The sequence below is a fragment of the Kaistia granuli DSM 23481 genome, assembly GCF_000380505.1.
In the GTDB taxonomy this organism is placed as follows: Bacteria; Pseudomonadota; Alphaproteobacteria; order Rhizobiales; family Kaistiaceae; genus Kaistia; species Kaistia granuli.
In genome coordinates, this window is record NZ_AQYH01000004.1 from 64,436 (window position 1) to 86,944 (window position 22,509).

Genomic DNA, 22,509 nt, shown 5'->3' on the forward strand with positions numbered 1-22,509 from the left:
GACCATTGGACGATTGCTATTGCTTGCCCGTTGATTCTACGAATCTATGCTAGGAAGGCAAGCCGCTGCGGCCGGCTGCGCACATCGTGTCGCGCCTGCCGCAGGGGCGGCGCGACCGTCGGGGTGCCGATCCGGCCGCTAGTCGAAATTGTCGCTTCGGAGCCCATGAACATGAGCGATGCCCCGATGCCCGTGAGCTTGCGCGCATCGGCCGAAGCCCGTGTCGTCGCTCTGGGCGCCGCCGGCCTGCATGGCGTGCTGCTGGCCGGCTTCATGGCCTACACCTTCGTCGGCACGCGGCCATTCTCCGATGCCTCGGTCGCGGAACGGCTGGAGGGCAATCCGCTCGATCGTTTCGCCGCGCTGGGTCTGGTGCTGCTGGCGCTCGTTTCGATCGTCCTGCACTACCGCGTCGCGCTGAGGCTGTTCCTGGTCAACCTGCCGCTGGTGGCGCTGACCGGCTTCTGCTTTCTCAGCATGTTCTGGTCGGACTATCCGGGTCTGACGCTCCGGCGGGCGCTGCTGTTGGCGTTCCTGACGACGATCGCCGCCGGCATCGCCGCCGGCCTGCAGGATCTCCGGCGCTTTCACACCTGGTGGTTCTTCGGCCTGACGGGCGTGATCCTGATCAATCTCGTCGGCACGGCCCTCTGGCCCGGCATCGCCATCACCGATATCGGCGTGCGCGGTCTCTACACCCAGAAGAATGTCGCCGGTCTCGTCGCGATGATCACCGTCGTCTGCGGCGCCACCTGGATGCTCGGCGCGCGCGGCGCGCGACCGGTTGTCCTGGCCCTGCTCATGCTGCTGCCGACACTGCTCTTTCTCGTCCTGACCAAAAGCAAGACGTCGATCGGCCTCACCGGGGTCGCACTCGTCGTGATCGCCGGCATGGCGCTGGCCGAACGGCTCGGGCCGCGCTTCGTGCTCCTGGTGATCGGCTTCGGTTTCGCCGGTCTCGCGGCGTTGCTGCTCATGTTCGCCGCCTATGATTTCGAGCTGAACGCGCTGCTGACCGCGACGCTCGGCGACGCCTCCTTCACCGGCCGCGACGAACTCTGGGCCTTCGCGCTCCGCTCGGCGCAGGAGCGCTTCTGGCTCGGCCACGGTTACGGCGCGTTCTGGGATGTCGGTCTCGCCGCCGATCCGTTGCAGCGACTGGAGCCGGGCACCTGGCTCGGCGATGTCGAGATCGGCACGATCAACCAGGCCCATAACGGCTATCTGGAACTCTGGCTGCATATCGGCCTGCCGGCGACCATCTTCGCCACGCTGATCGTCATGGCCGGCGCCGTCTCGGGCGTGGCGCAATCGGTCTCGACGGCGCTGACGCGGCCGGCGCGCGCCGCTATCGGCTTCATGACGATGTTCCTGCTCGTCTATCTCTTCCACAATCTCACCGAGGCGTCGCTGTTCATGCGCGGCGCCGTGCTGTCGAACGTCGCCGTGCTCTTTCTTTTCGTGCTGTCGCGCAGCCGGTCGCTGGGCCGGCCGGATCGCGGACCGGCCGAGGTGGCCGCGACGCGCTCGTTCGGCTAGGAATGCCGGGGCATGACAGGGGGCGGGCAGTCTTGAACACGGAACTACGGGGCGCGAACACGGCGCCGGATGGCAGCGATGCGATCGATGTGGTGATCGTCATCTGCACCTTCCGGCGGGAGAAGCTGCTGGCCAAGACCCTTGCCAGCATCCGCGCGCAGACTATCCCGCCGGGAGCGCGGCTTTCCGTCGTCGTCGCCGACAACAGCGACGAGGGCTCCGCCGCTGGGGTGGTGGCGGCGCAGGCGGAGAGCCCGTTCGAGATCCGCTATGTCGAGGCCCATCCCGCCAACATCTCGGTAGCCCGCAACGCCGGCATCCGTGCCAGCGACGCGCCCATCGTCGCCTTCGTCGACGACGACGAGGAACTGGCGCCGGACTGGTTCGAGGCCGTGGTCGCGGGGTTGCGCGCTCATCCGCACGACGTCTTCTTCGGTCGCGTCGATCCCGTTTTCGAGACGCCCGAACGGGTGACGCCGGCGATCCGTCAGCTGTTCTCGCGCTTTATCGATGCGCAGTCGGGGCGGGAAGTCGCCGCGCTCGGCGCCCGCAAGGATCGCGTGCTGACGGTCGCGACCTCGAATTCGGTCCTGCGCCGTGCCACCACGCTCACCGACGACGCGCCGTTCAACCCGCATTTCGGCAATGCCGGTGGCGAGGATCTCGACCTTTTCTGCCGCCTGCAGGTGCGTGGTTGCCGCTTCGCCTGGCTGCCGGAGGCGCGGGTCTCCGAGTGGGTGCCGGCGTCGCGCTGCGATCCCGGCTATTTGCGCCGGCGCTTCTTCGCGGGTGGCCAAGCCTATGCCGAGGCGGTCGCCGGCAGTAGCGGCCAGCCGGTGCTGGCGCGCTGGTGGTTGCGCGCTAAGGCGCTGGTGCAACTCGGCCTCTTGGCGCTGCGCTATCCTGCCGTCCGCCTGCAGGGTGGCGCCGCGCTCACCGATTTCGGCTTCCGCTGGGCCGGCGTGCGCGGCAAGCTCTCGCTTGGCCGGCTCTATCCGGTCTATCGCGAGGCGGACGGGGTCCAGCGGCCGGCTTCCTGATCCTGGACGGCGGCGCGCGCGGCGATCTTCTCGAAGATCGCCTGCCGCTCCGCCATGCTCGTGCTCATGGTCGACTGGATCAGGGTTGCGACATGCTCGGGGCGCAGCGCGTCGATGAAGGCCTGCACGCCCTCGGCCCCGTCGAACTCGTCGCCCCAGCGCGCATGGCTGAGCGAGAAGGGCTCCGCCACCAGCCCGGCTTCCTCCAGCCCCAGCACCTGATCGGCGAAGACGCCGTAGAGCACGTATTCGGCGAAATGCGGCGTGCGGGCGAGCGCGACGCGCCAATCGCGACCCGAGACCTGCGCGATGCGCGCGATCATGCGCTGGATCACCGAGCGCCGCCAGACGACGAGCTGGTCGATGTACTCGGCGCCATAGTAGCGGCTCGATGGCAAGCCGAGCAGCCGGCCGGCCGCCTCCTGCCAGACGCGATGCGTTTCCAGATCCACCATCTCGGGATTGCGGTAGATCCGCACCTGGCCGTCGCGGGCGAGGTGTTCGAGCCTCAGCGGGCGGATGAAGTTGTTGTCGCTGTCGACATGTACCGTGATTTCGGCCGAAGCGCACGCCGTCGCGGCGATCTTCATGATCTGCTGGGCGATCCAGCCGCGCACCAGCGGGCTGTAGGGCGTGACATACATGTTGCGGCGCGGAAGATGCAGCCGGCGTCGCCATTCCGGGCTCGGCAGCGGCAGCTTGACGAACCAACGCGGGAGCAGGTCTTCCTGCGCGCCGATCGTGCGGCGATCGGAGGCGAGATCGGCGAAGAGCGGGATGTCGGCGCGCGGCACGTAGAGGCTGTGCGGGATCGTCTCGGGCACGAAACGGTCAACGCTCTCGCAGAGCATGCGACAGACGTCGAGATCGCCCCGGAACGAGCAGGTGATCAGGTTGGCTTGCGGTTCCGGCAGGCTCATCGTGCCCACTCCATCGGTTCGATCGGCGCGAAGCGCGACTGCACGCGGGCCGGGCGCTCGAAGCGCTCGGGATATTGCAGCATTTCCGTCACTTCGGTCACATGCACGGCGAAATCCTCGTCGAGGCGCGAGGGGCGGTTGTCGCGGATGGCGGTGGCGAGCTCGGCCGGGCCGCGCATGAAATCCATCGTCGGCTTGCCGCGCCCGCCCTTGAACGGAACCGGCCGCGCCATCGGCAGCTTCTTGCCGAAGGCGCCGAGATGGCGCTCGATCACGCGGGTGATCCGGCCTTCGCCGGGCCGGCGCAGGACGACCGGCGAGGCATAATCCCACGGCTCCTTGATCTGGAGCGTGCCGGTCTCGCCGATGATCCGCATGCGGTGGTCATAGGGGGCGACGATCGAATTGGTCAGCCGCGCGACGACCCCGCTCTCGAACTCGATGCAGCCGACGGAGAAATCCGGCGCCGGATGGGCGAGGGGCGGCGAGGTGCCCTTGTCGGGGACCAGCAAAGCAGCGAAGGAGGTTACCCGCATCGCCGGGCCGAACATGGCGGCGAACAGGGTCAGCGCATAGCCGGCGTGCTCATAGGTGCAGCCGGTCTCGAACTCGCCGCGACCCGGCCATGGCTTGCCGCTGCGGCTGCGCCAGCTGTCATAGTTGGTGCGATGGATCATGCCGTCGTCGAGTTCGGCATAGGCGAGCAGCACCTTGCCGATCGTGCCGGCGCGGACCGCCGCCCAGGCGGTCTGCATGCTTTCGCCGAGCATGTTGCACGGGGCGGAGGCGAGCCGCACACCGGCGGCGCGCGCCTGGTCGCGCAACGCGCCCGCTTCGGCCGCCGTCATGGCGAGCGGCTTTTCCGAATAGACATGCTTGCCGGCGGCGATCGCCGCCTGGGTGACGGCGGCGTGGTTCTCCGGATCGGTCAGATTGAGCAGGATGGTGCAGGATTTATCGGCCAGCACCTCGTCCAGCGACGCATAGCCATGGTCGCCCCAGGTCGCCCTGAATGCCGCGACGCGCTGCGGGTCGCGGTCATAGACGCCGGTCAGCCGGAGCACGCCCTCATGCAGCGGCAGGCAGTGCCGATAGGAATCGGCGACATAGCCGCAGCCGATGATGGCGATGCCCGTCCCCGTCGTCGTCGCCATGTCGCTTCGGTCCCCGCCTGTTTCCCGACCCTGCCGGTCGCGCCGCCGTCGACGCGCCGCGACCATAAGGGCAGGATCTTAATACCGGCTGACCAATTCGGCCGGTCGAGGCTCCGACAGGGTGGGACGAGGCGTCGTCAGGCCGTCCTCTGCAGCAGCAGCCAGCCGGGGCCGGCGCATTCGAAGGCGGTCTCGGCCGGGCCGGGCACACCGTCGGAGAGCTTCAGCGCGGCGACGCGGGACGAATCCCAGCCGGCGACCAGAAGGTGGTCGCCATGCACCAGCAGATGCTGCGGCCAGAACACGGAGGAATCGACTTCCGAAACCAGCGCCGGCTCGGCGCCCGAGACGTCGAAGGTCGCGATCGTGTCGTTGCCGCGATTGGCGAAATAGACGAAGCGGCCATCGGCCGAGCGCTGGATGTCGCCGGGATAATTGCGGCGGTGGCGGGTGCGGGGCGGACCCGGCCGCGTCGTGCTCGGAACGCTCTGCCAGGCGCCCTCGGGCGCGCCGAGATGGCCGACGAGCAGGTTGGAGCCGAGCTCGCCCGAGACGGCGAGGCGGCCGTCCGGCAGCACGACGGCATGACGCGGGCCGCAGCCGGCGGGAAGTTTGGTCACCCGCGTCTCGGAGAGCGCGGCGGCGCCGGGCTTCGCGAGGTCGACGCTGAATTCGCGGATCGAATCGTCGCCGAGATCGATGATGACGAGCGTCTCGCCGACGAAGAAGGCCTGATGCGGATGCGCGTCGTCCTGGCGATCCGACTCCGGGCCGCCACCCGAGAGCTTTACAAGTGCAACCTCGCCGTCGAAGCCGCCATCGGCGCCGAGGCGCTGCAGGCCGAGCGTCGAGGTGGTGTAGTTGGTGAAAACGAGAAGTTTTCCCGAGGGATCGACCGTCAGATGACACGGCTCGGCGCCGGCGCTCTTCTTCTCGCCGATCGTCGCGGCCTTGTCGCCGTCGATGCGCCAGGCGTGGATCTCGCCGTCCATGCCGGCGCGCGAGGTGCCGTAGATGACCGGGAGCGTCGGGTGCCAGCAGAGTGCGGAAAGCTGCTCGGCGCGCCCCAGCGTTTCACCCTTCCAGACGCCGTCCTCCTGCACCCAGCGCGTCAGGCCATGCAGTTCGAAGACGCCGCGCGAGGCGACGAACAGCGCCTCGCCGACGGCGAGGTTGTAGTCGGACATATTGGTCTCCCCCGATCGAATCTTTCTGTTCCTGTGGAGCTTAGTGCAAGATCCATTGGCTCTGAAACAAGACGCTCTACTTCACCTCTCCCCGAGGAGGCCGCTGCAAAACACCGAATGGTCGCCATGCGACCCACGGCCCATGGCAGGGGCATCGTCGCCCCGGCGGAGGCCGGGGCCCATGAACACCGGCCAAGAAATCTTGGTCCCAGCCTGTCGGCCACAGGCCCGTGTGTCTGGATCCCGGCCTTCGCCGGGATGACGGCGGAGGGTGCAAGATCCGACCAGCACGATGAGGCGCTATTCGTCACCTCTCCCTCAGGGAGCGGTGACGCGTCGGACCTTGTCCGTCCGGTTCAGCCCTTTACTCCGACGAGCCCGGCCCAAATCCTTCCCAGGTCTCCGTCACCTTGCCATCGCGGATGATGGCGGCGCGGCGCAGCATGGCGAAGGCCATGCAGACATGGTTGGGCACGATTTCCAGCCGCGTGCCGACTGGCAGCGGCGTCGGCTCGCCCGCGCCTTGCCAGCGCAGCCAGCCATGCTCTTCCGACATCTTGTCGATGACCCAGCCGGGCGCGTTCACGATCAGCCCCATGCCGGGATATTCGTGCCGGTGGGCCGCGGCGGGGACGAGATCGGTCGAAAGCGACTTCGAGCCGGCGTCGATGCAGGCACGGTCGGGATCGGGATGGCTGATCACGGTGCCGATGACGCGGACGGCGACGGTGTCGAGCGTCGCATTGCCGAGCGCGACCTGGCCGACATCGTTGAAGGCGTAGATGCCGGGACGGATCTGCGTCACGCCCGGCACATGGGCGACGGCGCGGGCCGAGGCCGAGGCGCCGAGCGAGACGATCGGCAGCGGGATGCCCTCGGCGCGGATCGCCTCGGCGACGGCGACCATCGCCTCGCCGGCGGCGACGGCGCGCGCCTCGAGATCGGCCTTGTCCTTGGCGCCGTAGGTGCTGCCTTCATGCGTGTAGATGCCGACCAGTTCGACGCCGGGCGCGGCGGCGATCGCCTTGGCGACATCAGGCGCCTTGGCCGGCGACACGCCCTCGCGGCCGAGGCCGGAATCGATCGCCAGCATCATGCGGACCTTTTCGCCGGCGGCGGCGAAGACGGCGCCGATGCTAGCGGCCGCGTCGACGCTGTCGGTCGCGAACAGCGTGTCGGCCCGGCGCGCCAGCGCCAGCGCCCGGGTGCCGTTCTCGGCGCCGAAGATCGGGTTGGCGACGAAGAGGCGCTCGATGCCGGCATCGGCGAAGGCCTCGGCCTCGCCCAGCTTCGCGACACAGAGGCCATGCGCGCCGCGCGCGATTTGGCGGCGGCCGGCATCGGCCATGCGGTGGGTCTTGGCATGCGGGAACAGCTCGACCCCGGCCGAGCGGGCGATCGCCGCCATCTCGTCGAGATTGCGGTCGAGCACGTCGAGGTCGAGGACGAGGCCGGGCGTTGCGACCGGGATCTCGGTCCAGAGGGAGGCGGTCGGGGCGGAAGTGTCGAGTGCGGACATGGTCAATACCTGCGGGGGACTGTGATCAGGACGGCATGCGGATGACGCGGCCGGCGCGGTTACCGGTCATCTGGCCGTCTTCGAGTGCCAGTTCGCCGTTCACCATCACGTGGAAGATGCCGGACGCCGCCTGGCGCGGCACTTCATAGGTCGCGTGAGCCTTGACCGTCATGTGGTCGAACACGACGAGATCGGCCTTGGCGCCCTCGACGATGCGGCCACGATCGGGCTGGCGCAGGCGGTTGGCTGCCGTGCTGGTCATGTGGCGGACGCATTCGGAAAGCGTCAGCACCTTTTCCTCGCGCACATAGGTTTCCAGCATGCGCGGGAAGGTGCCCCAGGAGCGGGGATGTGGCCGGTCGCCGACCAGGATGCCGTCGCTGCCGACGGTGTGCTCGTCGCGCTGCATCAGCGCACGGACATGCTCCTCATGGCCGATGAAGAAGACGCAAGGCGCGCTGCGCTCGGTGGCGACGAGGATGTCGAGCGCGAACTCGGCCGGCTTCTTGCCGGCCTTGGCGGCGGCGGTGGCGAGGTCGCTCTCCATCACCCATTCGAGCTCGGGTGCGCCGGGCGTGCCGACGACATGCACGGTCGACCAGTTGACGGTCAGGCCCTGATGGCCGTCCGAGCCGATGACGTCGAGCGCCTCGATGATCTTCGCCCGGAACTGCGGCGAGCGCAGCCGCGCCATCTGCTCCTCGCCTGTGCCGGCCAGCGCCCAGCTCGGCAGCTGTGAGAGCAGCGTCGTCATGCCGGCGAGATAGGGGTAGCTGTCGAAGGTCAGATCGACGCCGTCGGCGATGGCGTCGTCGAGCATCTTCAGGAGTTCCGGCAGCTTGCCGCGATTGCACTCGAACGAGAGGTGCGTGTGCGCCAGATGCAGCGCGACGCCGGAGCGGCGGGCGATCTCGAAACACTCTCGATAGCCGCCGAGCGCGTCGAGGCCGTAATTGCGGTGATGCGGGCAGTAGAAGCCGCCATATTCGGCGACGACCTCGCAGAGCGCCACCAGCTCATCCGTGTCGGAATACATCGCCGGCACATAGGTGAGGCCGGTCGAGAGGCCGACGCCGCCTTCCTCGAGCGCGGTGCGCAGCAACGCCTTCATCTGCTCCAGCTCGTCCGGCGTGGCGAGGCGAGGGGCGTTGCCCATCACCAGCATGCGCAGATTGCCGTGCGGCACCAGATAGGCCGTGTTGACGGCGGTGTTGCCATCGAGACGCTTCAGATATTCGGCGACCGAGCGCCAGTTCCAGTCGAAGCCCGGCGGGTCGTCGTTCCAGCCCTTCAGCTGGGCGCGCAGTTCTGCCAGCGTCGCCTCGTCGATCGGCGCGTAGCTCAAGCCGTCCTGGCCGAGCACCTCGGTCGTCACGCCTTGCGTGATCTTCGAGGTGTGATCGGGCTGGACCAGAACCTGCAGATCGGAATGGGTGTGCATGTCGATGAAGCCGGGCGCGATGATCAGCCCGTCGATGGCGATCGTACGATCGGCTTCAAGCTTTTTCGTGCCGTCGGTGATGCGGACGATGCGGTCGCCTTCGACGAGCACGTCGCCGCGCACGGGATCGGAACCGAGGCCATCGACGATGATGCCGCCGGAAAAGAGCGTGGTCTTCGAAGTCATGCTGTTGGGATCCGTATTTTCTGTCCGGTCCGGGCGCTCTCATAGATGGCGTCCGTGACGGCGACCACATGGGCCGCGAGCTGTGCCGTAAGTCCCGTGGGCGCGGGTGCGCCGAGCGCGCAGTCGATCAGCGCCTTGGTCGGCGCGCCGGAATCGTAGAGGCCGGAGGCTTCCGCCTCGCCATATTCGACGACGTCGCCATTGGCGCGCACCAGGCGGACATGGTCGGCGACGGAATCGAGCCAGATCTGCCCCTTCGATCCGTACAGCGCCATGTGCCATTGCGGCCGGGCGAGATAGGCGTGCGTCGAGGCGCTGCTGATCGCCGCCGAACCGCCGCCGGCGAATTCGGCATTGACGCTGGCATGCAGGTCGATGTCGCGGCCCGGCGGATAGGTGCTGGCGTTGAGGGCCACGATCGGCTCGCCGGCCAGCCATTCGATCAGGCCGAGCTGGTGCGACATCGAGACGGCGGCCGAGCCGCCGCCAGAGATCTTTCGGTCGGTATAGGTCGAGGCATCGGAATTGCCGGCTCCGCCCCAGCCGCCATCGGTGCCGCCCATCAGCAGCGCCCGCGTGTTGACGGCGAGATGCATGGTGAGATGCTCAACCGGACCGATCTCACCAGCGTCGATCAGCGCCTTCGACAGGGCGAAGCAGGGCGCCGCCGGCCAGCCGAAGCCGACGAGCAGCACGCGTCCGGCCCGCGCCGCCGTGTCGCGCATGCGGTTGGCAGCGCCGGATTCGAGCGCGAACGGCTTCTCGACCAGCACATGCGCACCGGCTTCGAGCGCTGCGATCACCTGTTCCTCATGCGCGACGGGCGGGCTGGAGACGACGATGATGTCGGGCTTCGTCGCCAGAACGTCGCGCCATTCGGTCAGCCCGAGCGGCACGTCGAAGGCCGCGGCGAGCCTTGTCGCCGTTTCGCCGTTCGGGCTCGACAGGGCGACGATCTCGACGTCCGGATGGGCGGCGAGCGCCGGCAAGTGGCTCGACTGCGACCAGGCGCCGGCGCTGATCACCGCGGCGCGGATGCGCTTCGTCATTTCACGGCTCCGGCGGTCAGCGCGCCGACGACGTGGCGCTGGAAGATGATGACCAGCACGACAGGCGGGATCATCGACATGACGGTAGCGGCGGCCAGCGAGTTCCAGTTGAACTGCTGCACCGACTGGAAGCCGGCGAGAAGCGGCGGCACGGTCAGCTGGTTGGTGAGCACGAGCGAGTAGAAGAACTCGCTCCAGCCTTCGAGGAAGATCAGCACGCCGGCGGCGACCAGGCCGGGCTTGGCGATCGGCACGATGATGATCCAGAGCGTCTGCATGCGCGACGCGCCGTCGATCTTGGCCGCTTCCTCGATCTCGCGCGGCAGCTGGTCGAAGTAGTTCTTCAGGATCATGATCGCCAGCGGCAGCGTGAAGACGTTGTAGCTGATGATCAGCGCCCAGGGCGTGTTGAGGATGCCCATCACGCGGAAGGCGACGAAGAACGGGCCGATGATGGCGATCGCCGGAATGACGCGCGAGATGATGATCGACAGTTCGAACAGGCGCGAGCCGGAGAACGGATAGCGCGACAGGCCGTAGGCGGCGTGGCCGGCGATCAGCAGGTTGAGAATGACGAGCACCGAGCTGACGAAGAAGCTCTGGCCGATCGCCGGCAGCAGGCGCGAGCCGACATCGGTGCTGCCGAAGCCCTTCGAGCCGGTGTCGCCGGTGAGCACCGACCAGTAATTGTCGAAGGTGATGCTCGACGGCACGATCGGGAACGGCTTGATGCCGAGCTGGGCCGGCGTGATCAGGCTGGAGACGACGAGGTACCAGACCGGCAGCAGCACCCAGAGCGCGAACAGGGCGACGCTGGCATAGATGACGATGGAGGCGGTCAGGCTGCGCGGCCGGCCGCCGCTGGCGGCGAAGCTCGTCGCGCGCTTGCGGCTGCGGGGCTTGTCCAGTGCGATGTTAGCCATGGGTACGCTCCGCGCGGTAGAGGATCTTCACGGTCAGCAGGCCGCCGACCAGGGCGATGACGCCGAGAATGACCGCCAGCGCCGAGCCGAGGCCGATCTGGGTGACGCCGAACAGCTGGCGGTAGATCAGGATCGACAGAACCTGCGTCGCATCGCCGGGGCCGCCCTGCGTCATCGCGAAGATCACGTCGAACTGCAGGAAGGCGTAGATGATGTTGAGCACGGTGACCGTGATCAGCGCCGGCCGCAGCCACGGAATGGTGATGTTGGTGAAGCGCTGCCAGAGATTGGCGCCGTCGAGCGAGGCGGCCTCGTTCAGATCGTCCGGCAGGGTCTGCAGGCCAGCCAGAAGCAGGATTCCGGCAAAGCTGGCCTGACGCCAGACGGCGGCGACCACGGTCAGGGCGAGCGCGGAATTCGGGTCCGACAGGAAGTCGTGATAATCGCTGATGATACCGAGCTTCAGCAGGATGGCGTTGAGGCCGCCGACGCTGCCGTCGGCATACCACTTCCACAGGATGCCGATGACCAGCCAGGGCGTCGCCCAGGGGATGATCAGCATCGCGCGGGCGAGGCCGCGGCCGACGAAGCGCTGGTTGAGCAGGATCGCCATGGCGAGGCCGATCAGCGTCGAGAAGATGACGAAGCCGATCGAGAACAGCGACGTCACCCAGGCCGAGCGCCAGAACACGTTGCTCGATAGCACGATGGTGTAGTTTTCCAGTCCGACGAACGGGCCGAGGCTGCGGCCGTTGGCCGGCACGTCATGCACGCTGTAGAGGACGGTGAGAACCGTGGGGACCAGGAGCAGCGCGGCGAGCAGGATGCCCGCCGGCGCCGTCAGCTTGAGGCCGAACATGCGTTCGGTCCCCGGGAGTGGTCCGCTGGTTTTGGATAGAGCCGACACGGCCGCTCCCCTTGCTTTCGTCAATCAGGACAGTCGGCCCCGAGTCCTCGATCGCCCGTGGAGAGCGAGGAAGGACCCGACGCCTGGACGGGTCGCGTTTTCGCAACGCGACCCGGTATCCGCTTCGGGCGAAAGCGCCCTAGAGGCTGCGACCCTTCTGGGCCGAGTTCGCCGCGGCGGTCAGGTCCTCGACCGTCTTCTTCGGCGTCGCCTGGCCGAGCAGTAGTGCATGGACGACGTCGCCGACCTTCGCCTGGAAGTCCGGATACCAGGGCAGCGTGCGGGCTGGCACGACCTTGGAGCCGGTCTCGAAGGTCTTCGAGATCAGCGGCAGGTCGTAATAGTCCGGGAAGGCGGCGATAACGTCCGGATCCTTGAAGAAGCCCGGATAGGGCGCGGCGAGGCCGGCGGCCTTGGCCCACTGGTTGAACACCGTGAACTTGCCGGCGGAATCCTTCCAGCCGTAGAACTTCATCAGGTCCCAGGCGGCGTTGCGGCGTTCCTCGTCGCCGATCTCGCCGAGCTGCAGCACTTCGCCGATCTGGAAGGTGTGGTTGGCGCCGCCGATCGGGCCCTGCATCACATTCGCCGATTCCTTGCCGCCGAGGCTGCGGATCGACGACAGGAAGTAGTGGTGCAGCACGAAGAAGGCGGCGTCGCCCTGGGCCATCTGGTTGGACAGCTTGCCCGGATCGTCGCTGAGCACCGACTTCGGCGCCAGGCCCTCCTGGTACATGGTCTGCCACCACTCGAAGACGCCTTCGGTCTTGGCATCGTCGGCGAAGACGGGCTTGCCGGCGGTGTCGAACGCCGTAATGCCCTCGTTCAGCAGGTAGGTGTGCAGGTATTCCTCGCAGAATTCCTTGACCCAGTAGGCAACATAGGGGCTCTCGACGATCTTCTTGTCCTTGAGGATCTTCGAGGCGTCGTAGACTTCCTTCAGCGTCTGGGGCGCGGCGGCGATGCCGGCTTCCTTCAGCATGCGGTCGTTGTAGTGCATCATGTGCACGGCGGAGAAATAGGGCGCGCTGATGATGTCGCCGGCGGCGTTCACATGCGCGGCGCGGGCGCTCTCGAACATGTCGGCGACCATGTCGTCGACGCCGGGAAGGCCGTTCAGCTTGGCCGCCCAGCCCTGGTCGATGAACTTCTGCGAATTGTAGGCGAAGTTGTAATAGAGATCGATCGCGTCGCCGCCGCGCAGGCGCGTCTGCAGCGCCGGCGAGTAGCCGAGATTGGGGATCACCGCGACGTTGACGGCCGGATTGCCCTTGGCGGTCCATTCGGCGACCAGCGTCTTGATCGTGTCGGGCTGGAAATCCCAGGCCAGCATGTCGAGCGTGCCGGAATAGGCGGCCTGGGCGCGGCCCGCAAAGGCGGGGGCCATGATCGTGGCCAGCGCCGTGGCGCCGCCGGCCTTCAGAAAGGCGCGCCGATCGAGGCCGCCCGTGCCGCGCTTCCCAGCTGAATCGGTCGTTTTCATAGTGAATCCCTTCCCTTGGATGGTGTGAACCCGCTTGGTGTCGTCAGGGTCCGGGCTTGCACCCTCGCCGCTGTCGTTCCTGGCCGCGCGAGCGTGTCGTCCGCCCGTCGAAGCCCGGCCTTCCCGCCTCCGGAGCTGGATGGAGGCCTCGTTCGCGGTGGCGTTCCGGGCCGCCGCGGCCTCCGCCTGTCAGTCGTTACGGCTCCTCGATCCGGTGTCGGTGACCTGCGCCGCCTGAACCCCTCCGGCCCCGGTGCGATGCTGCCTCCGCCACCCTATGAAGCGCCACGCTATGGCAGCTCATATCAAATATCAACGCCTAATATTGTAAGTGAAACAGTCACGCACAGTCGGCTAACGCATGGATTTCAGGACGGTTTCCGCCGTCTCCAGGGTCCTGCCAATGTTGATTCGGCATGAGCGGCGCTGATAGGGTTGGGTTTCAGCGCCACGGGCAGCCGAAAGGGCCCGCTGACGCGCGGGCGCAATCGACTGTCGGGTATGGGCTACGCCTCCGGCGAGGCAGGGAGACCGATGGCACGGCGCGGCGAGCCGCCGATCCGGACGAGGGGACCTAGGCCTTCGAACCGTCGGGACGGCGTGTGCCGTCTGCCTTTTCGCGAGCGATGCGTTCGCGTCGTTCGGCGCGGCGCGCCGCCACTTCTTCCGGCGTGCTGATCCTCGGCGGCGGCAGTTCCGCCGCGGCGGCGGCGATCGCCTCTGCGACGGCGAGCTCGATGCCTTCGGCGATCAGGGCTGTTTTCAGTTCGTCGGCGCGGGACAGGGCGGCTTCCTCGGTGGCCGCTGGATGGCGGCGGCGGATGTGCCGTCCTACCAGCCCCGCCCGCCGGGCTCAACAGGCGCGCGACGCCGTCCACGCCTGTCCGGCCGACTGTCGCGCCGCTCGGCTCCGGCGCCTATCGCTTCACGCGTGAACGATGACAAGGCGGCCCGCGGTTGATTCGGCCGGCTGTTTCCAACTAACTGACTGCACAATGGATTCTTGCAGTGCCGCTGGCGGATTCTTGCAGTGCCGCCGGCGCTCGGCGGCTGGGCATGAAGGATTCGCGACATTGACACATAAGCCTGCCGGATGGCTCGTGAACCTGACCCGTCTCAATCCCAAGACGGCCTGGCCTTGGCGGCATTCGATTCGCACCGCGCTGGCGGTGACGGTGCCGCTTGCGATCGGCTTGCTCGCCGGGCAGTTGGAAGCGTCTCTCCTTGTCGGCCTCGGCGCCTTGCTGAACTCGACCAAGGTGCAGTCCGATCCCTATCGGATCCGCTTCGAGAACTTCCTCATCATCGTGCCGATGGCCATGGCGGGGTTCGTGCTGGGCGCTCTGGTGGCAGGGCACGGGCCGCTGACGCTCATGCTTCTGATTCTGCTCGGCCTAGTCTCCGGCCTGGTCAGCGGCTATGGCGCCACCTATTCCACCGGCGCCATGCAGATGCTCATTCTCGCCGTCATCGCCGCCGGCCATCCGTCCTCGTCGCTGTGGATGCCGCCGCTTCTGTTCGCGGCCGGCGCCGCCTATGCGGCGTTCCTGCTGGCGATCGAGGCGGCCTTCGACCGGCGCATGCCGGAGCGGGCGGTGCTGGCGCAGCTCTTTCATGCGCTGGCGCAATTCGCCAGATGCGCCGCCCGGCCGACGCCGGACAAGGCAACGACGTCACTCGCCACTCCGCTGGAGCAGCAGCGCCGCCATGTGACGGATGCGATGCTCAAGGCCTATTCCGGGCTGCTGCAGACCCGGCAGCAGGATGCGGGAAGCACGCCGGAGACCAATCGGCACGCTGTCGTGCTGGCCAGTGCGGACCTGGTATTCTCGGGCATCGTGGCGGGCGGCGTCGAGCCGGCAGAGCTGCATGGCGTTGCGCATTATCTGGATGAGATCGCAACGGCGGTCCGAAAGGGGCACGGACGACCGACGCGCCCGGCCGACCTGCCGGAAGCGAGCCGGCTTGGCAGCCTTGTCGACAACCTTGCCGACAGCCTGTGGCCTGACACCGTGCCGCCGCGCCCGATTCACAGGGCGCGTCACCGGGCGGCGGCGTCATTCCCGGATCTCGCTACGCGTCTGCGTGCGCTGGCGGCGCGGCTGGCCCTTGGACACGACGTCGTCCTTTCGGCCCTGCAATTGGCACTCTGTCTCGGCATCGCCTTCGTCGCGCAGGACATTCTCGGCGGCGCTCGGTCGTACTGGATTCCGCTTTGCGTCGTGATCGTCCTGAAGCCGGATTTCGGCTCGGTTTTCGTCCGCGCGGTCCAGCGCTCGCTCGGCACGATCCTCGGCGTCGTCCTTGGCGTGGTCCTGATGACCTTCCTTCCCAAGGGATGGTGGTTGCTGGCCAGCATGGGCGTGCTCGGCGCGTTAATGCCGGCCGCCGGCCAGCGCAGCTATGCGCTGCAATGCGCAGTCTTGACGCCGCTCGTGCTGCTCCTGATCGACATGACGGTGCCTGGGGCAACCGTCGACTTCGGCCCGCAACGCCTGGTCGACACACTGATCGGCTCGGCGATCGCGCTCGTCTTCGGCTACCTGGTCTGGCCGCAGAACCCAGGGTCGAAGATCCTCGCTTCCTTCACCAAGGCGATGAGCGCCGCCGCGGCCTATCTCCGTGCGGCTTCCGCGCCCGCTCCCGCCGACGCGGCGGATCTCCCCTCAGCCCGATCCGCCCTGCTGATGGCGATGATGGCCGCCTATAGCAGCCTCTCCAATGTGCGCACGGCGCTGCAGCGTTCGCTCGCGGAGCCGCCGCCGGCCAGCCGCGAGGCTGCCGCCTGGTTCCCGGTCATCGTCGAGGCGGAGCGCTTGTGCGATCGCATCACCCGGCTGGCGCACCAGACCATGGCGGGCTCGGCGGTCCTCGATCCGGACGCGGTCGAGCAGCGGGTCGCGGTTTTGAAATCGCTGGGAGCCGAGACAGCCCTGAAGCATGCGTCGGTCGCCGGTCCTGGCAAGCCGGCCGATACCGACGCGGTGTTCCACGAGATCGACGTGGAGCTCGACCAACTGACACGGATGCTGGAGCCGACGCGCTAGCAAGGCGAATGGGCTGGAGCCCCGACTTGCGTTCCGCCGTCGAAAGCTTCGCCAAGTCCTACTGGGCGGTGAGCAGCGCCCTATTTGGAAACGTTCGGGCGGATTTTCGGGTCGCAGGGAGAGGGCCATGCTGGTCGACACCATAATGACAACGCCAGTCGTCGCCATTCTTCCCTCGATGACGGTTCGTGAAGCGGCCCGCCTGATGGTGGCGGGCCGATTCGGCGGACTCCCGGTGGTCTCGGAGGATGGCACACTCGTCGGAATGGTGAGTGAGGGCGACCTTCTGCGGCGTGGCAAGACTGTGTCCGAGCGGAAGTCTCCCTGGTGGCTGGAGTGGTTCGCCAGCGCCGGCAAATCGGCGGAAGACTACGCTGAAATCTACGAGAGGTCCGTGGGTGACGTCATGTCCAGAGATTTGGTCGTGGTCAACAAAGGGGATCGTCTGGATGACGTTGCCGACCTCATGGTCGGGCGTCAGATCAAGAGGCTTCCGGTGGTTGAGAATGGAAAATTAGTCGGGCTTGTGGCTCGGATTGATCTTCTGAAAGGTTTGAGTGGACGCCTTCCTGGCGATGACCGGCACGTTTCCGCGGATGCGAAGCTGCAGGTCGAGGTTGAGGCAGCTATTGCCGGTGAACTCGGCAGGAGCTTCGTACGGACTCGGGTCGAGGATGGCGTGATCAAACTGCGCGGGATCGTTTTCAACGAGAAGGCACACGTCACGGCCGTGGAGGCGGCGCGACGTGTTGCCGGCTCAAAATCGGTTGAGGATGGCCTCGTCTGGGTGGAACCGATGGCCGACAGGGTCGTCCTGCCCTGAGGGCTGGCGTTTGGAGGAGATCGTCGCGCGCCGGTCCCGACCGGCGGCTACACGTCGAAGGCCATGGCGTCCCGATTGGGGAGCGTGCTGGTCTCAGGGAGAAAGGCACATGTTCGTCGAAGCCATCATGTCGTCGCCTGTCATCAGTGTCCAGCCGACAATGTCGATCCAGGACGCCGCACGCCTGATGCTGGCGCGCGGCGTGAGCGGGTTGCCGGTTGTGTCGGAAAACGGCAGCCTGGTCGGAATGGTCAGCGAAGGCGATTTCCTGCGACGACCGGAACTGGGGACAGAGCCGAAGCGATCCTGGTGGCTGGAATGGCTCAGCACGGAAGGGTCCGCCGCCGACGACTATGTTCACGTGCATGGGCGGAAGGTGGGAGAGGTGATGTCGCGCGATGTGGTGACCACCCGCAAGAACGCCGCGCTAGACGAAGCCGTCGGCCTGATGGTTCGGCATCACGTCAAGCGCCTGCCCGTACTTGAGAATGGAAAATTGGTTGGGATCGTGGCCCGTTCTGATCTTCTGAGGGCTATGTTGCGCATCCTGTCGTCGGAGCCTCGTGGTGTTTCCGATGACGAGCGCATTCGGGCGGACATCGAGGCGGAGCTGGCCCGACAAACATGGGGCGGATTGGTGCGCGTGCGGGTCACCGGGGGAGTGGTCGAACTGCGCGGCACCATCTTCGATGATCGCATCCGCGCGGCAACGCAGGTCGCGGCCGAGAACGTCGCCGGCGTGAAGGCGGTCAAGGATGAGCTTGTCTATGTCGAGCCGCTGTCCGGGCTGGTGATCCTGCCGTGAGAGCCATGGTGCTGCGCGGGATCGGACAGCCCCTGGAGCTGGAGACGCGGGCAGAGCCCGTTCCGGGTCCCGGCCAGATCCGCGTCCGGATCGAGGCCTGCGGCGTCTGCCGCACGGACCTGCATGTCGTCGACGGGGATCTCCACCACCCCAATCTGCCGCTCGTTCCCGGACACGAGATCGTCGGCATCGTGGAAGCGCACGGCGCCGATGTCACGACGCCGGGACTGGGGGCTCGTGTCGGTATTCCGTGGCTTGCCCACACCTGCGGTCACTGCCGCTATTGCGCGACCGGACGGGAGAACCTCTGCGACGAGCCTGCCTTTACCGGCTATTCGCGCGATGGCGGCTTCGCAACCCACGCGGTAGCGGAGGCGACGTTCGCGTTTTCACTCGAAGGCTTTGATGATCCGGTCGCGGCGGCGCCTCTGATGTGCGCCGGCCTGATCGGCTGGCGGTCGCTCGCCATCGCTGGGGATGGCGGGCGGATCGGTCTGTACGGGTTCGGCGCCGCTGCCCATATTCTGGCGCAGGTCTGTCGGTGGCAGGGGCGCGAGGTCTATGCCTTCACGCGCCCCGGTGACACGGCCGCGCAAGCCATGGCGCTGACGCTCGGCGCGGTCTGGGTCGGCGGCTCGGACGAGTTGCCCCCCGAGCTCCTGGACGCGGCAATCCTGTTCGCGCCGGTCGGTGCGTTGGTGCCGCAGGCGCTGCGAGCGGTCCGAAAGGGCGGGAGGGTCGTCTGCGGGGGCATCCATATGAGCGACATTCCGAGCTTTCCCTACCAGCTGCTCTGGGAAGAGCGGCAACTGGTCTCGGTCGCCAATCTCACCCGTCAGGACGCGGTCGATTTCCTTGCGATCGCCGCGAAGGCGAACATCCGGACGACCACGACCGTCTACCCCCTCGAGAAGGCGAATGAAGCCCTCGCTGATCTTCGTGCCGGCCGGTTTCAGGGCGCCGCGGTCCTCGTCCCATAGTGACGATGGAGGCCCGATCTCGATTGAAGCAGTGTGATGAGCCGTTCAATGCGACATCAGCACGGGTAGGCGCAGGTCGCTGAGGACCCCCTTGGTCGCGCCGCCCAGGACGAAATCGCGGAGGCGTGTGTGACCGAAGCCACCCATAGCCAACATATGGGATTCAGCGTTCAGCGCAGCGTCCTGCAATGTTTCGGCGATATTCCCTCCCTCAAGTTCCACATTTTGAGCCTGGGCTTGAAAACCGCGTCGCTGAAGGGAAAGCGCCAAAGTTTCCGCTATGCCGCGTCCTTCCAATTGCTTCTCGTTTTGAACGGTCAAGATCGTAACCTGTGAGTCGGGCGTCAGTAGTGGCATGACGTCCGCGAGTGCGCGAGCCGCGACGCGACTGCCGTCCCAAGCAACCGCCACATTCTTGATGGGACTAGATGTGGCCGATGAGGGAACCAGTATCGCCGGCCTGCCGGCATCAAATATGACCGTTTCCGCCAGTTCCTGCAGGACAGAGCTATCCTTGACCCAGGGCAGCAATGAGAGGTCGAAATACCGTGCCTCCGAGGCCGCTGCAGATCCTGCCGAACCGAGTGGTAGTTTCCTGCTTGAGCATTGAACCCTTATCCGACCATCCGCGTGACGCTGAACCAGTCGCTCAAGCCGAAGGCAGTCGCTTTGGCTGTACTCTTCGGTAGTCCGGATCAGATCCGGGATATTGAGCAAGAAGTTGCCAATCGGCGAGGCCACAGGCGGAATATCGACGGAGAAGGTTGTCACCTGGAGTTCGGTATCCAGGGCCATGGCAGTGGACGTGGCTGCAATAACGGCCTCTTCCGTGGCTATGTCGGGATAGGTGATCAGGGGCATATAGGCGAGGCGGGTCTTCGGCATCATGCACTCCCTCTTCTTGTTTCGTTCATTTCTACCGCTATCCGGTCAGCAACTTGCCAAGCCAGCCCGGCTCGGCGCGGTCTTCCAATCCGACGGGTCAATCCTTCCCCGTCCAGCGCCAGTCGGCGACCATCGGCATGTCGGCGCCGTGCTCGCGGATATAGTAGTAATGCTCCGTCAGCCGGTCGCGCATCGCCTGCTTGACGTAAGCGGCGGCGGTGCCGAGCCGGGGCACGCGGTCGATTACATCGGCGACCAGGTGGAAGCGGTCGAGATCGTTGCGCACCACCATGTCGAACGGCGTGGTGGTCGACCCCTCTTCCTTGAAGCCCCGCACATGCATGTTGTCGTGATTGGCACGCTTGTAGGCGAGGCGATGGATCAGCCAAGGATAGCCATGATAGGCAAAGATCACCGGCTTGTCCCTGGTGAACAATTGATCGAAATCCGCATCCGACAGACCGTGCGGATGCTCGGTCTTCGGCTGCAGCGTCATCAGGTCCACGACGTTGACGAGCCGCAGCTTGAGGTCGGGAATGGCGTGGCGGAGGAGGTCGACGGCGGCCAGCGTTTCCAGCGTCGGCACGTCGCCGCAGCACGCCATGACCACGTCCGGTTCGCCGCCGCGATCATTGCTTGCCCATTCCCAGATGCCGATGCCGGCTGCGCAGTGCTTGATGGCCTCGTCCATGGTCAGCCATTGCGGGTGCGGCTGCTTGCCCGCCACGATGACATTGATGCGATTCCAGCTGCGCAGGCAGTGGTCGGTGACATAGAGCAGCGTGTTGGCGTCCGGTGGAAAATAGACGCGGACGATCTCGGCTTTCTTGTTCACCACATGATCGACGAACCCCGGATCCTGATGACTGAAGCCGTTGTGGTCCTGTCGCCAGACGTGGGAGGTCAGCAGGTAGTTCAAGGACGCGATCGGCCGCCGCCAGGCGACCTCCTTCGAGGTCTTTAGCCATTTGGCGTGCTGGTTGAACATCGAATCCACGATGTGGATGAAAGCCTCGTAGCACGAGAAGAAGCCGTGCCGGCCGGTGAGCAGATAGCCCTCCAGCCAGCCCTGGCAGGTGTGCTCGCTGAGGATTTCCATCACTCTTCCATCGGCCGACAGGTGATCGTCCGAGGCGAGGACCTCGGCATTCCATGTCCGGTCGGTCACCTTGAACAGATCCTGGAGCCGGTTGGACGCGGTCTCGTCGGGCCCGAAGACGCGGAAATTCCGGGTCGATGCGTTCGCTTCCATCACGTCGCGCAGGAAGCCGCCGGTGATCCGGGTCGCCGCGGCGTCCGAGCCGCCCGGCTCCGTCACCGCGACCGCATAGTCCTTGAAATCGGGCAGCTTCAGCGGCCGCATCAAGGCCCCGCCATTGGCGTGCGGATTGGCGCTCATCCGCTTGTCGCCAATTGGCGCCAGCGCGGCGATCTCCGGCCGCAACCGGCCTGTCGCGTCGAACAGTTCTTCCGGCCCGTAGCTGCGCAACCAAGCTTCCAGCAGGCCGAGATGCTCGGGCTTTTCCATGGTGAACGGCACCTGATGCGAGCGCCAGGAGCCCTCGGTCTGCTTGCCGTCCACGGTCTTTGGCCCGCTCCAGCCCTTGGGCGACCGCAGCACGATCATCGGCCAGGCCGGCCGCTCGGTCATGCCGCCGCCGGTCCGGGCCTTCTGCTGGATGGCGCGGATCGAAGCGAAGGCGGCATCGAGCGCCGCCGCCATCTTCTGATGCATCGCCGCGGGCTCGTCGCCTTCGACGAAGATCGGCGCATAGCCATAGCCGCGCAGCAGGGCTTCGAGTTCTGGATGCGGGATCCGGGCAAGCACCGTCGGGTTGGCGATCTTGTAGCCATTGAGATGCAGGAACGGCAGCACGGCGCCATCGTGCGCCGGATTCAGGAACTTGTTGCCGTGCCACGCGGTGGCGAGCGGCCCGGTCTCTGCCTCGCCATCACCCACGACGCAGGCCGCGATGAGATCCGGGTTGTCGAAGACCGCCCCGAAGGCGTGGCTCAGCGAATAGCCGAGCTCGCCGCCTTCATGGATGGAGCCCGGCGTTTCGGGCGAAGCGTGGCTCGGAATGCCTCCGGGAAAGGAGAACTGCCGAACCAGGCGGCACATGCCCGCTTCGTCCTGCGAGATCTCGGGATAGAGCTCGCTATAGGTGCCTTCGAGCCAGGTGCTGGCGACGACGCCCGGCGCGCCATGCCCAGGCCCGGCGATGTAGAGAACGCTCATGTTCTCGCGCTTTATCACCCGGTTCAGATGCGCGTAGATGAAGTTCAGGCCGGGCGTGGTGCCCCAATGGCCGAGCAGGCGCGGCTTGACATGCGCCTGGGTCAGAGGTTCGCGCAGAAGCGGATTGTCCAGCAGATAGACCTGGCCGACGGACAGATAGTTCGCCGCCCGCCACCAGGCGTGTATTAGTCGCGCCTCTTCCGGCGACAAGGGCTGCGAGACCGCCCGGGATACGTCCTTCTCAGCGGTCGTCATATGGCAGGCTCCGTTGTGAGACGTCGAATGATCCACTATGGCTTCCGCTACGGACAATAGCGCAATCGGCAGGAAAGTCCCCGATCCGGCAAGACTGCGGCTTGGCCGGACGGGCCGCCTTGATTTC

17 protein-coding genes are annotated in these 22,509 nt (G+C 66.5%); 6 read left to right on the forward strand and 11 right to left on the reverse strand.

Going from position 1 to position 22,509, the window contains the following annotated elements; all coding sequences use genetic code 11:
• Window positions 1-171: 171 nt before the first annotated feature.
• Window positions 172-1,539, forward strand: coding sequence for an O-antigen ligase family protein (locus G342_RS0104260; RefSeq protein ID WP_156830802.1), 1,368 nt, complete (start codon window positions 172-174; stop codon window positions 1,537-1,539).
• A gap of 32 nt (window positions 1,540-1,571) precedes the next feature.
• Window positions 1,572-2,579, forward strand: coding sequence for a glycosyltransferase family 2 protein (locus tag G342_RS0104265; RefSeq protein WP_018181868.1), 1,008 nt, complete (start codon window positions 1,572-1,574; stop codon window positions 2,577-2,579).
• Here G342_RS0104265 and G342_RS0104270 read toward each other — a convergent pair.
• The 9 genes from G342_RS0104270 to G342_RS0104310 form a co-directional block, all read right to left on the reverse strand.
• Window positions 2,540-3,499 (reverse strand): DUF6492 family protein, encoded by a 960-nt coding sequence (locus G342_RS0104270; RefSeq protein WP_018181869.1) that lies wholly within the window; start codon window positions 3,497-3,499, stop codon window positions 2,540-2,542. The two genes, G342_RS0104265 and G342_RS0104270, sit on opposite strands and share 40 nt — an antisense overlap.
• Entirely contained in the window at window positions 3,496-4,653 is a 1,158-nt protein-coding gene (locus G342_RS0104275) for a Gfo/Idh/MocA family protein (protein WP_018181870.1), read from the reverse strand. The genes G342_RS0104270 and G342_RS0104275 overlap by 4 nt, the downstream gene beginning before the upstream one ends.
• A 137-nt stretch (window positions 4,654-4,790) precedes the next feature.
• Window positions 4,791-5,840 (reverse strand): lactonase family protein, encoded by a 1,050-nt coding sequence (locus G342_RS23230; RefSeq protein WP_018181871.1) that lies wholly within the window; start codon window positions 5,838-5,840, stop codon window positions 4,791-4,793.
• A gap of 364 nt (window positions 5,841-6,204) precedes the next feature.
• The gene (locus G342_RS0104285) at window positions 6,205-7,359 is read right to left on the reverse strand and encodes an alanine racemase (protein ID WP_018181872.1); all 1,155 of its coding nucleotides are present in this window, start codon (window positions 7,357-7,359) and stop codon (window positions 6,205-6,207) included.
• Window positions 7,360-7,384: 25 nt separating this feature from the next.
• On the reverse strand, window positions 7,385-8,986 hold the full coding sequence (locus G342_RS0104290) for an N-acyl-D-amino-acid deacylase family protein (RefSeq protein WP_018181873.1): 1,602 nt from the start codon (window positions 8,984-8,986) through the stop codon (window positions 7,385-7,387).
• The gene (locus tag G342_RS25120) at window positions 8,983-10,035 is read right to left on the reverse strand and encodes a Gfo/Idh/MocA family protein (protein ID WP_018181874.1); all 1,053 of its coding nucleotides are present in this window, start codon (window positions 10,033-10,035) and stop codon (window positions 8,983-8,985) included. Before G342_RS25120 ends, G342_RS0104290 begins: the two co-directional genes overlap by 4 nt.
• Window positions 10,032-10,958: a carbohydrate ABC transporter permease gene (locus G342_RS0104300; RefSeq protein ID WP_018181875.1), complete on the reverse strand. Its 927-nt coding sequence runs from the start codon at window positions 10,956-10,958 to the stop codon at window positions 10,032-10,034. Before G342_RS0104300 ends, G342_RS25120 begins: the two co-directional genes overlap by 4 nt.
• The gene (locus G342_RS0104305) at window positions 10,951-11,817 is read right to left on the reverse strand and encodes a carbohydrate ABC transporter permease (RefSeq protein WP_018181876.1); all 867 of its coding nucleotides are present in this window, start codon (window positions 11,815-11,817) and stop codon (window positions 10,951-10,953) included. The genes G342_RS0104300 and G342_RS0104305 overlap by 8 nt, the downstream gene beginning before the upstream one ends.
• Before the next feature lie 187 nt (window positions 11,818-12,004).
• Window positions 12,005-13,348: an ABC transporter substrate-binding protein gene (locus tag G342_RS0104310; protein WP_018181877.1), complete on the reverse strand. Its 1,344-nt coding sequence runs from the start codon at window positions 13,346-13,348 to the stop codon at window positions 12,005-12,007.
• 1,100 nt (window positions 13,349-14,448) lie between these two features.
• Between G342_RS0104310 and G342_RS0104320 the strand changes: the two genes are divergently transcribed.
• The 4 genes from G342_RS0104320 (at window position 14,449) to G342_RS0104335 (ending at window position 19,003) form a co-directional block, all read left to right on the forward strand.
• A complete protein-coding gene (locus G342_RS0104320) occupies window positions 14,449-16,395 on the forward strand; it encodes an FUSC family protein (protein WP_018181879.1) in 1,947 nt (648 codons plus the stop codon).
• A gap of 127 nt (window positions 16,396-16,522) precedes the next feature.
• Window positions 16,523-17,218: a CBS domain-containing protein gene (locus G342_RS0104325; RefSeq protein WP_018181880.1), complete on the forward strand. Its 696-nt coding sequence runs from the start codon at window positions 16,523-16,525 to the stop codon at window positions 17,216-17,218.
• Between the two features lie 109 nt (window positions 17,219-17,327).
• Window positions 17,328-18,023, forward strand: coding sequence for a CBS domain-containing protein (locus G342_RS0104330; RefSeq protein ID WP_018181881.1), 696 nt, complete (start codon window positions 17,328-17,330; stop codon window positions 18,021-18,023).
• Complete coding sequence (locus tag G342_RS0104335) at window positions 18,020-19,003, forward strand: zinc-dependent alcohol dehydrogenase family protein (protein ID WP_026304112.1); 984 nt, start codon at window positions 18,020-18,022, stop codon at window positions 19,001-19,003. Before G342_RS0104330 ends, G342_RS0104335 begins: the two co-directional genes overlap by 4 nt.
• Before the next feature lie 45 nt (window positions 19,004-19,048).
• On the opposite strand, the gene G342_RS0104340 is transcribed toward G342_RS0104335, so the two are convergent.
• Window positions 19,049-19,891: a universal stress protein gene (locus G342_RS0104340; RefSeq protein WP_018181883.1), complete on the reverse strand. Its 843-nt coding sequence runs from the start codon at window positions 19,889-19,891 to the stop codon at window positions 19,049-19,051.
• 94 nt (window positions 19,892-19,985) lie between these two features.
• Window positions 19,986-22,382, reverse strand: a complete 2,397-nt coding sequence (locus tag G342_RS0104345) for a phosphoketolase family protein (protein ID WP_018181884.1) — start codon at window positions 22,380-22,382, stop codon at window positions 19,986-19,988.
• Window positions 22,383-22,509 lie beyond the last annotated feature (127 nt).

Excerpts from the sequence above, each read along its gene's own strand:
- G342_RS0104340 (WP_018181883.1), bottom strand. The coding sequence starts at position 19,891 with ATGATGCCGAAGACCCGCCTCGCCTATATGCCCCTGATCACCTATCCC.
- G342_RS0104305 (WP_018181876.1), bottom strand. The coding sequence starts at position 11,817 with ATGTTCGGCCTCAAGCTGACGGCGCCGGCGGGCATCCTGCTCGCCGCG.
- G342_RS0104345 (WP_018181884.1), bottom strand. The coding sequence starts at position 22,382 with ATGACGACCGCTGAGAAGGACGTATCCCGGGCGGTCTCGCAGCCCTTG.
- G342_RS25120 (WP_018181874.1), bottom strand. The coding sequence starts at position 10,035 with ATGACGAAGCGCATCCGCGCCGCGGTGATCAGCGCCGGCGCCTGGTCG.
- G342_RS0104330 (WP_018181881.1), top strand. The coding sequence starts at position 17,328 with ATGTTCGTCGAAGCCATCATGTCGTCGCCTGTCATCAGTGTCCAGCCG.
- G342_RS0104270 (WP_018181869.1), bottom strand. The coding sequence starts at position 3,499 with ATGAGCCTGCCGGAACCGCAAGCCAACCTGATCACCTGCTCGTTCCGG.
- G342_RS0104275 (WP_018181870.1), bottom strand. The coding sequence starts at position 4,653 with ATGGCGACGACGACGGGGACGGGCATCGCCATCATCGGCTGCGGCTAT.
- G342_RS0104300 (WP_018181875.1), bottom strand. The coding sequence starts at position 10,958 with ATGGCTAACATCGCACTGGACAAGCCCCGCAGCCGCAAGCGCGCGACG.
- G342_RS0104310 (WP_018181877.1), bottom strand. The coding sequence starts at position 13,348 with ATGAAAACGACCGATTCAGCTGGGAAGCGCGGCACGGGCGGCCTCGAT.
- G342_RS0104325 (WP_018181880.1), top strand. The coding sequence starts at position 16,523 with ATGCTGGTCGACACCATAATGACAACGCCAGTCGTCGCCATTCTTCCC.
- G342_RS0104260 (WP_156830802.1), top strand. The coding sequence starts at position 172 with ATGAGCGATGCCCCGATGCCCGTGAGCTTGCGCGCATCGGCCGAAGCC.
- G342_RS23230 (WP_018181871.1), bottom strand. The coding sequence starts at position 5,840 with ATGTCCGACTACAACCTCGCCGTCGGCGAGGCGCTGTTCGTCGCCTCG.
- G342_RS0104290 (WP_018181873.1), bottom strand. The coding sequence starts at position 8,986 with ATGACTTCGAAGACCACGCTCTTTTCCGGCGGCATCATCGTCGATGGC.
- G342_RS0104285 (WP_018181872.1), bottom strand. The coding sequence starts at position 7,359 with ATGTCCGCACTCGACACTTCCGCCCCGACCGCCTCCCTCTGGACCGAG.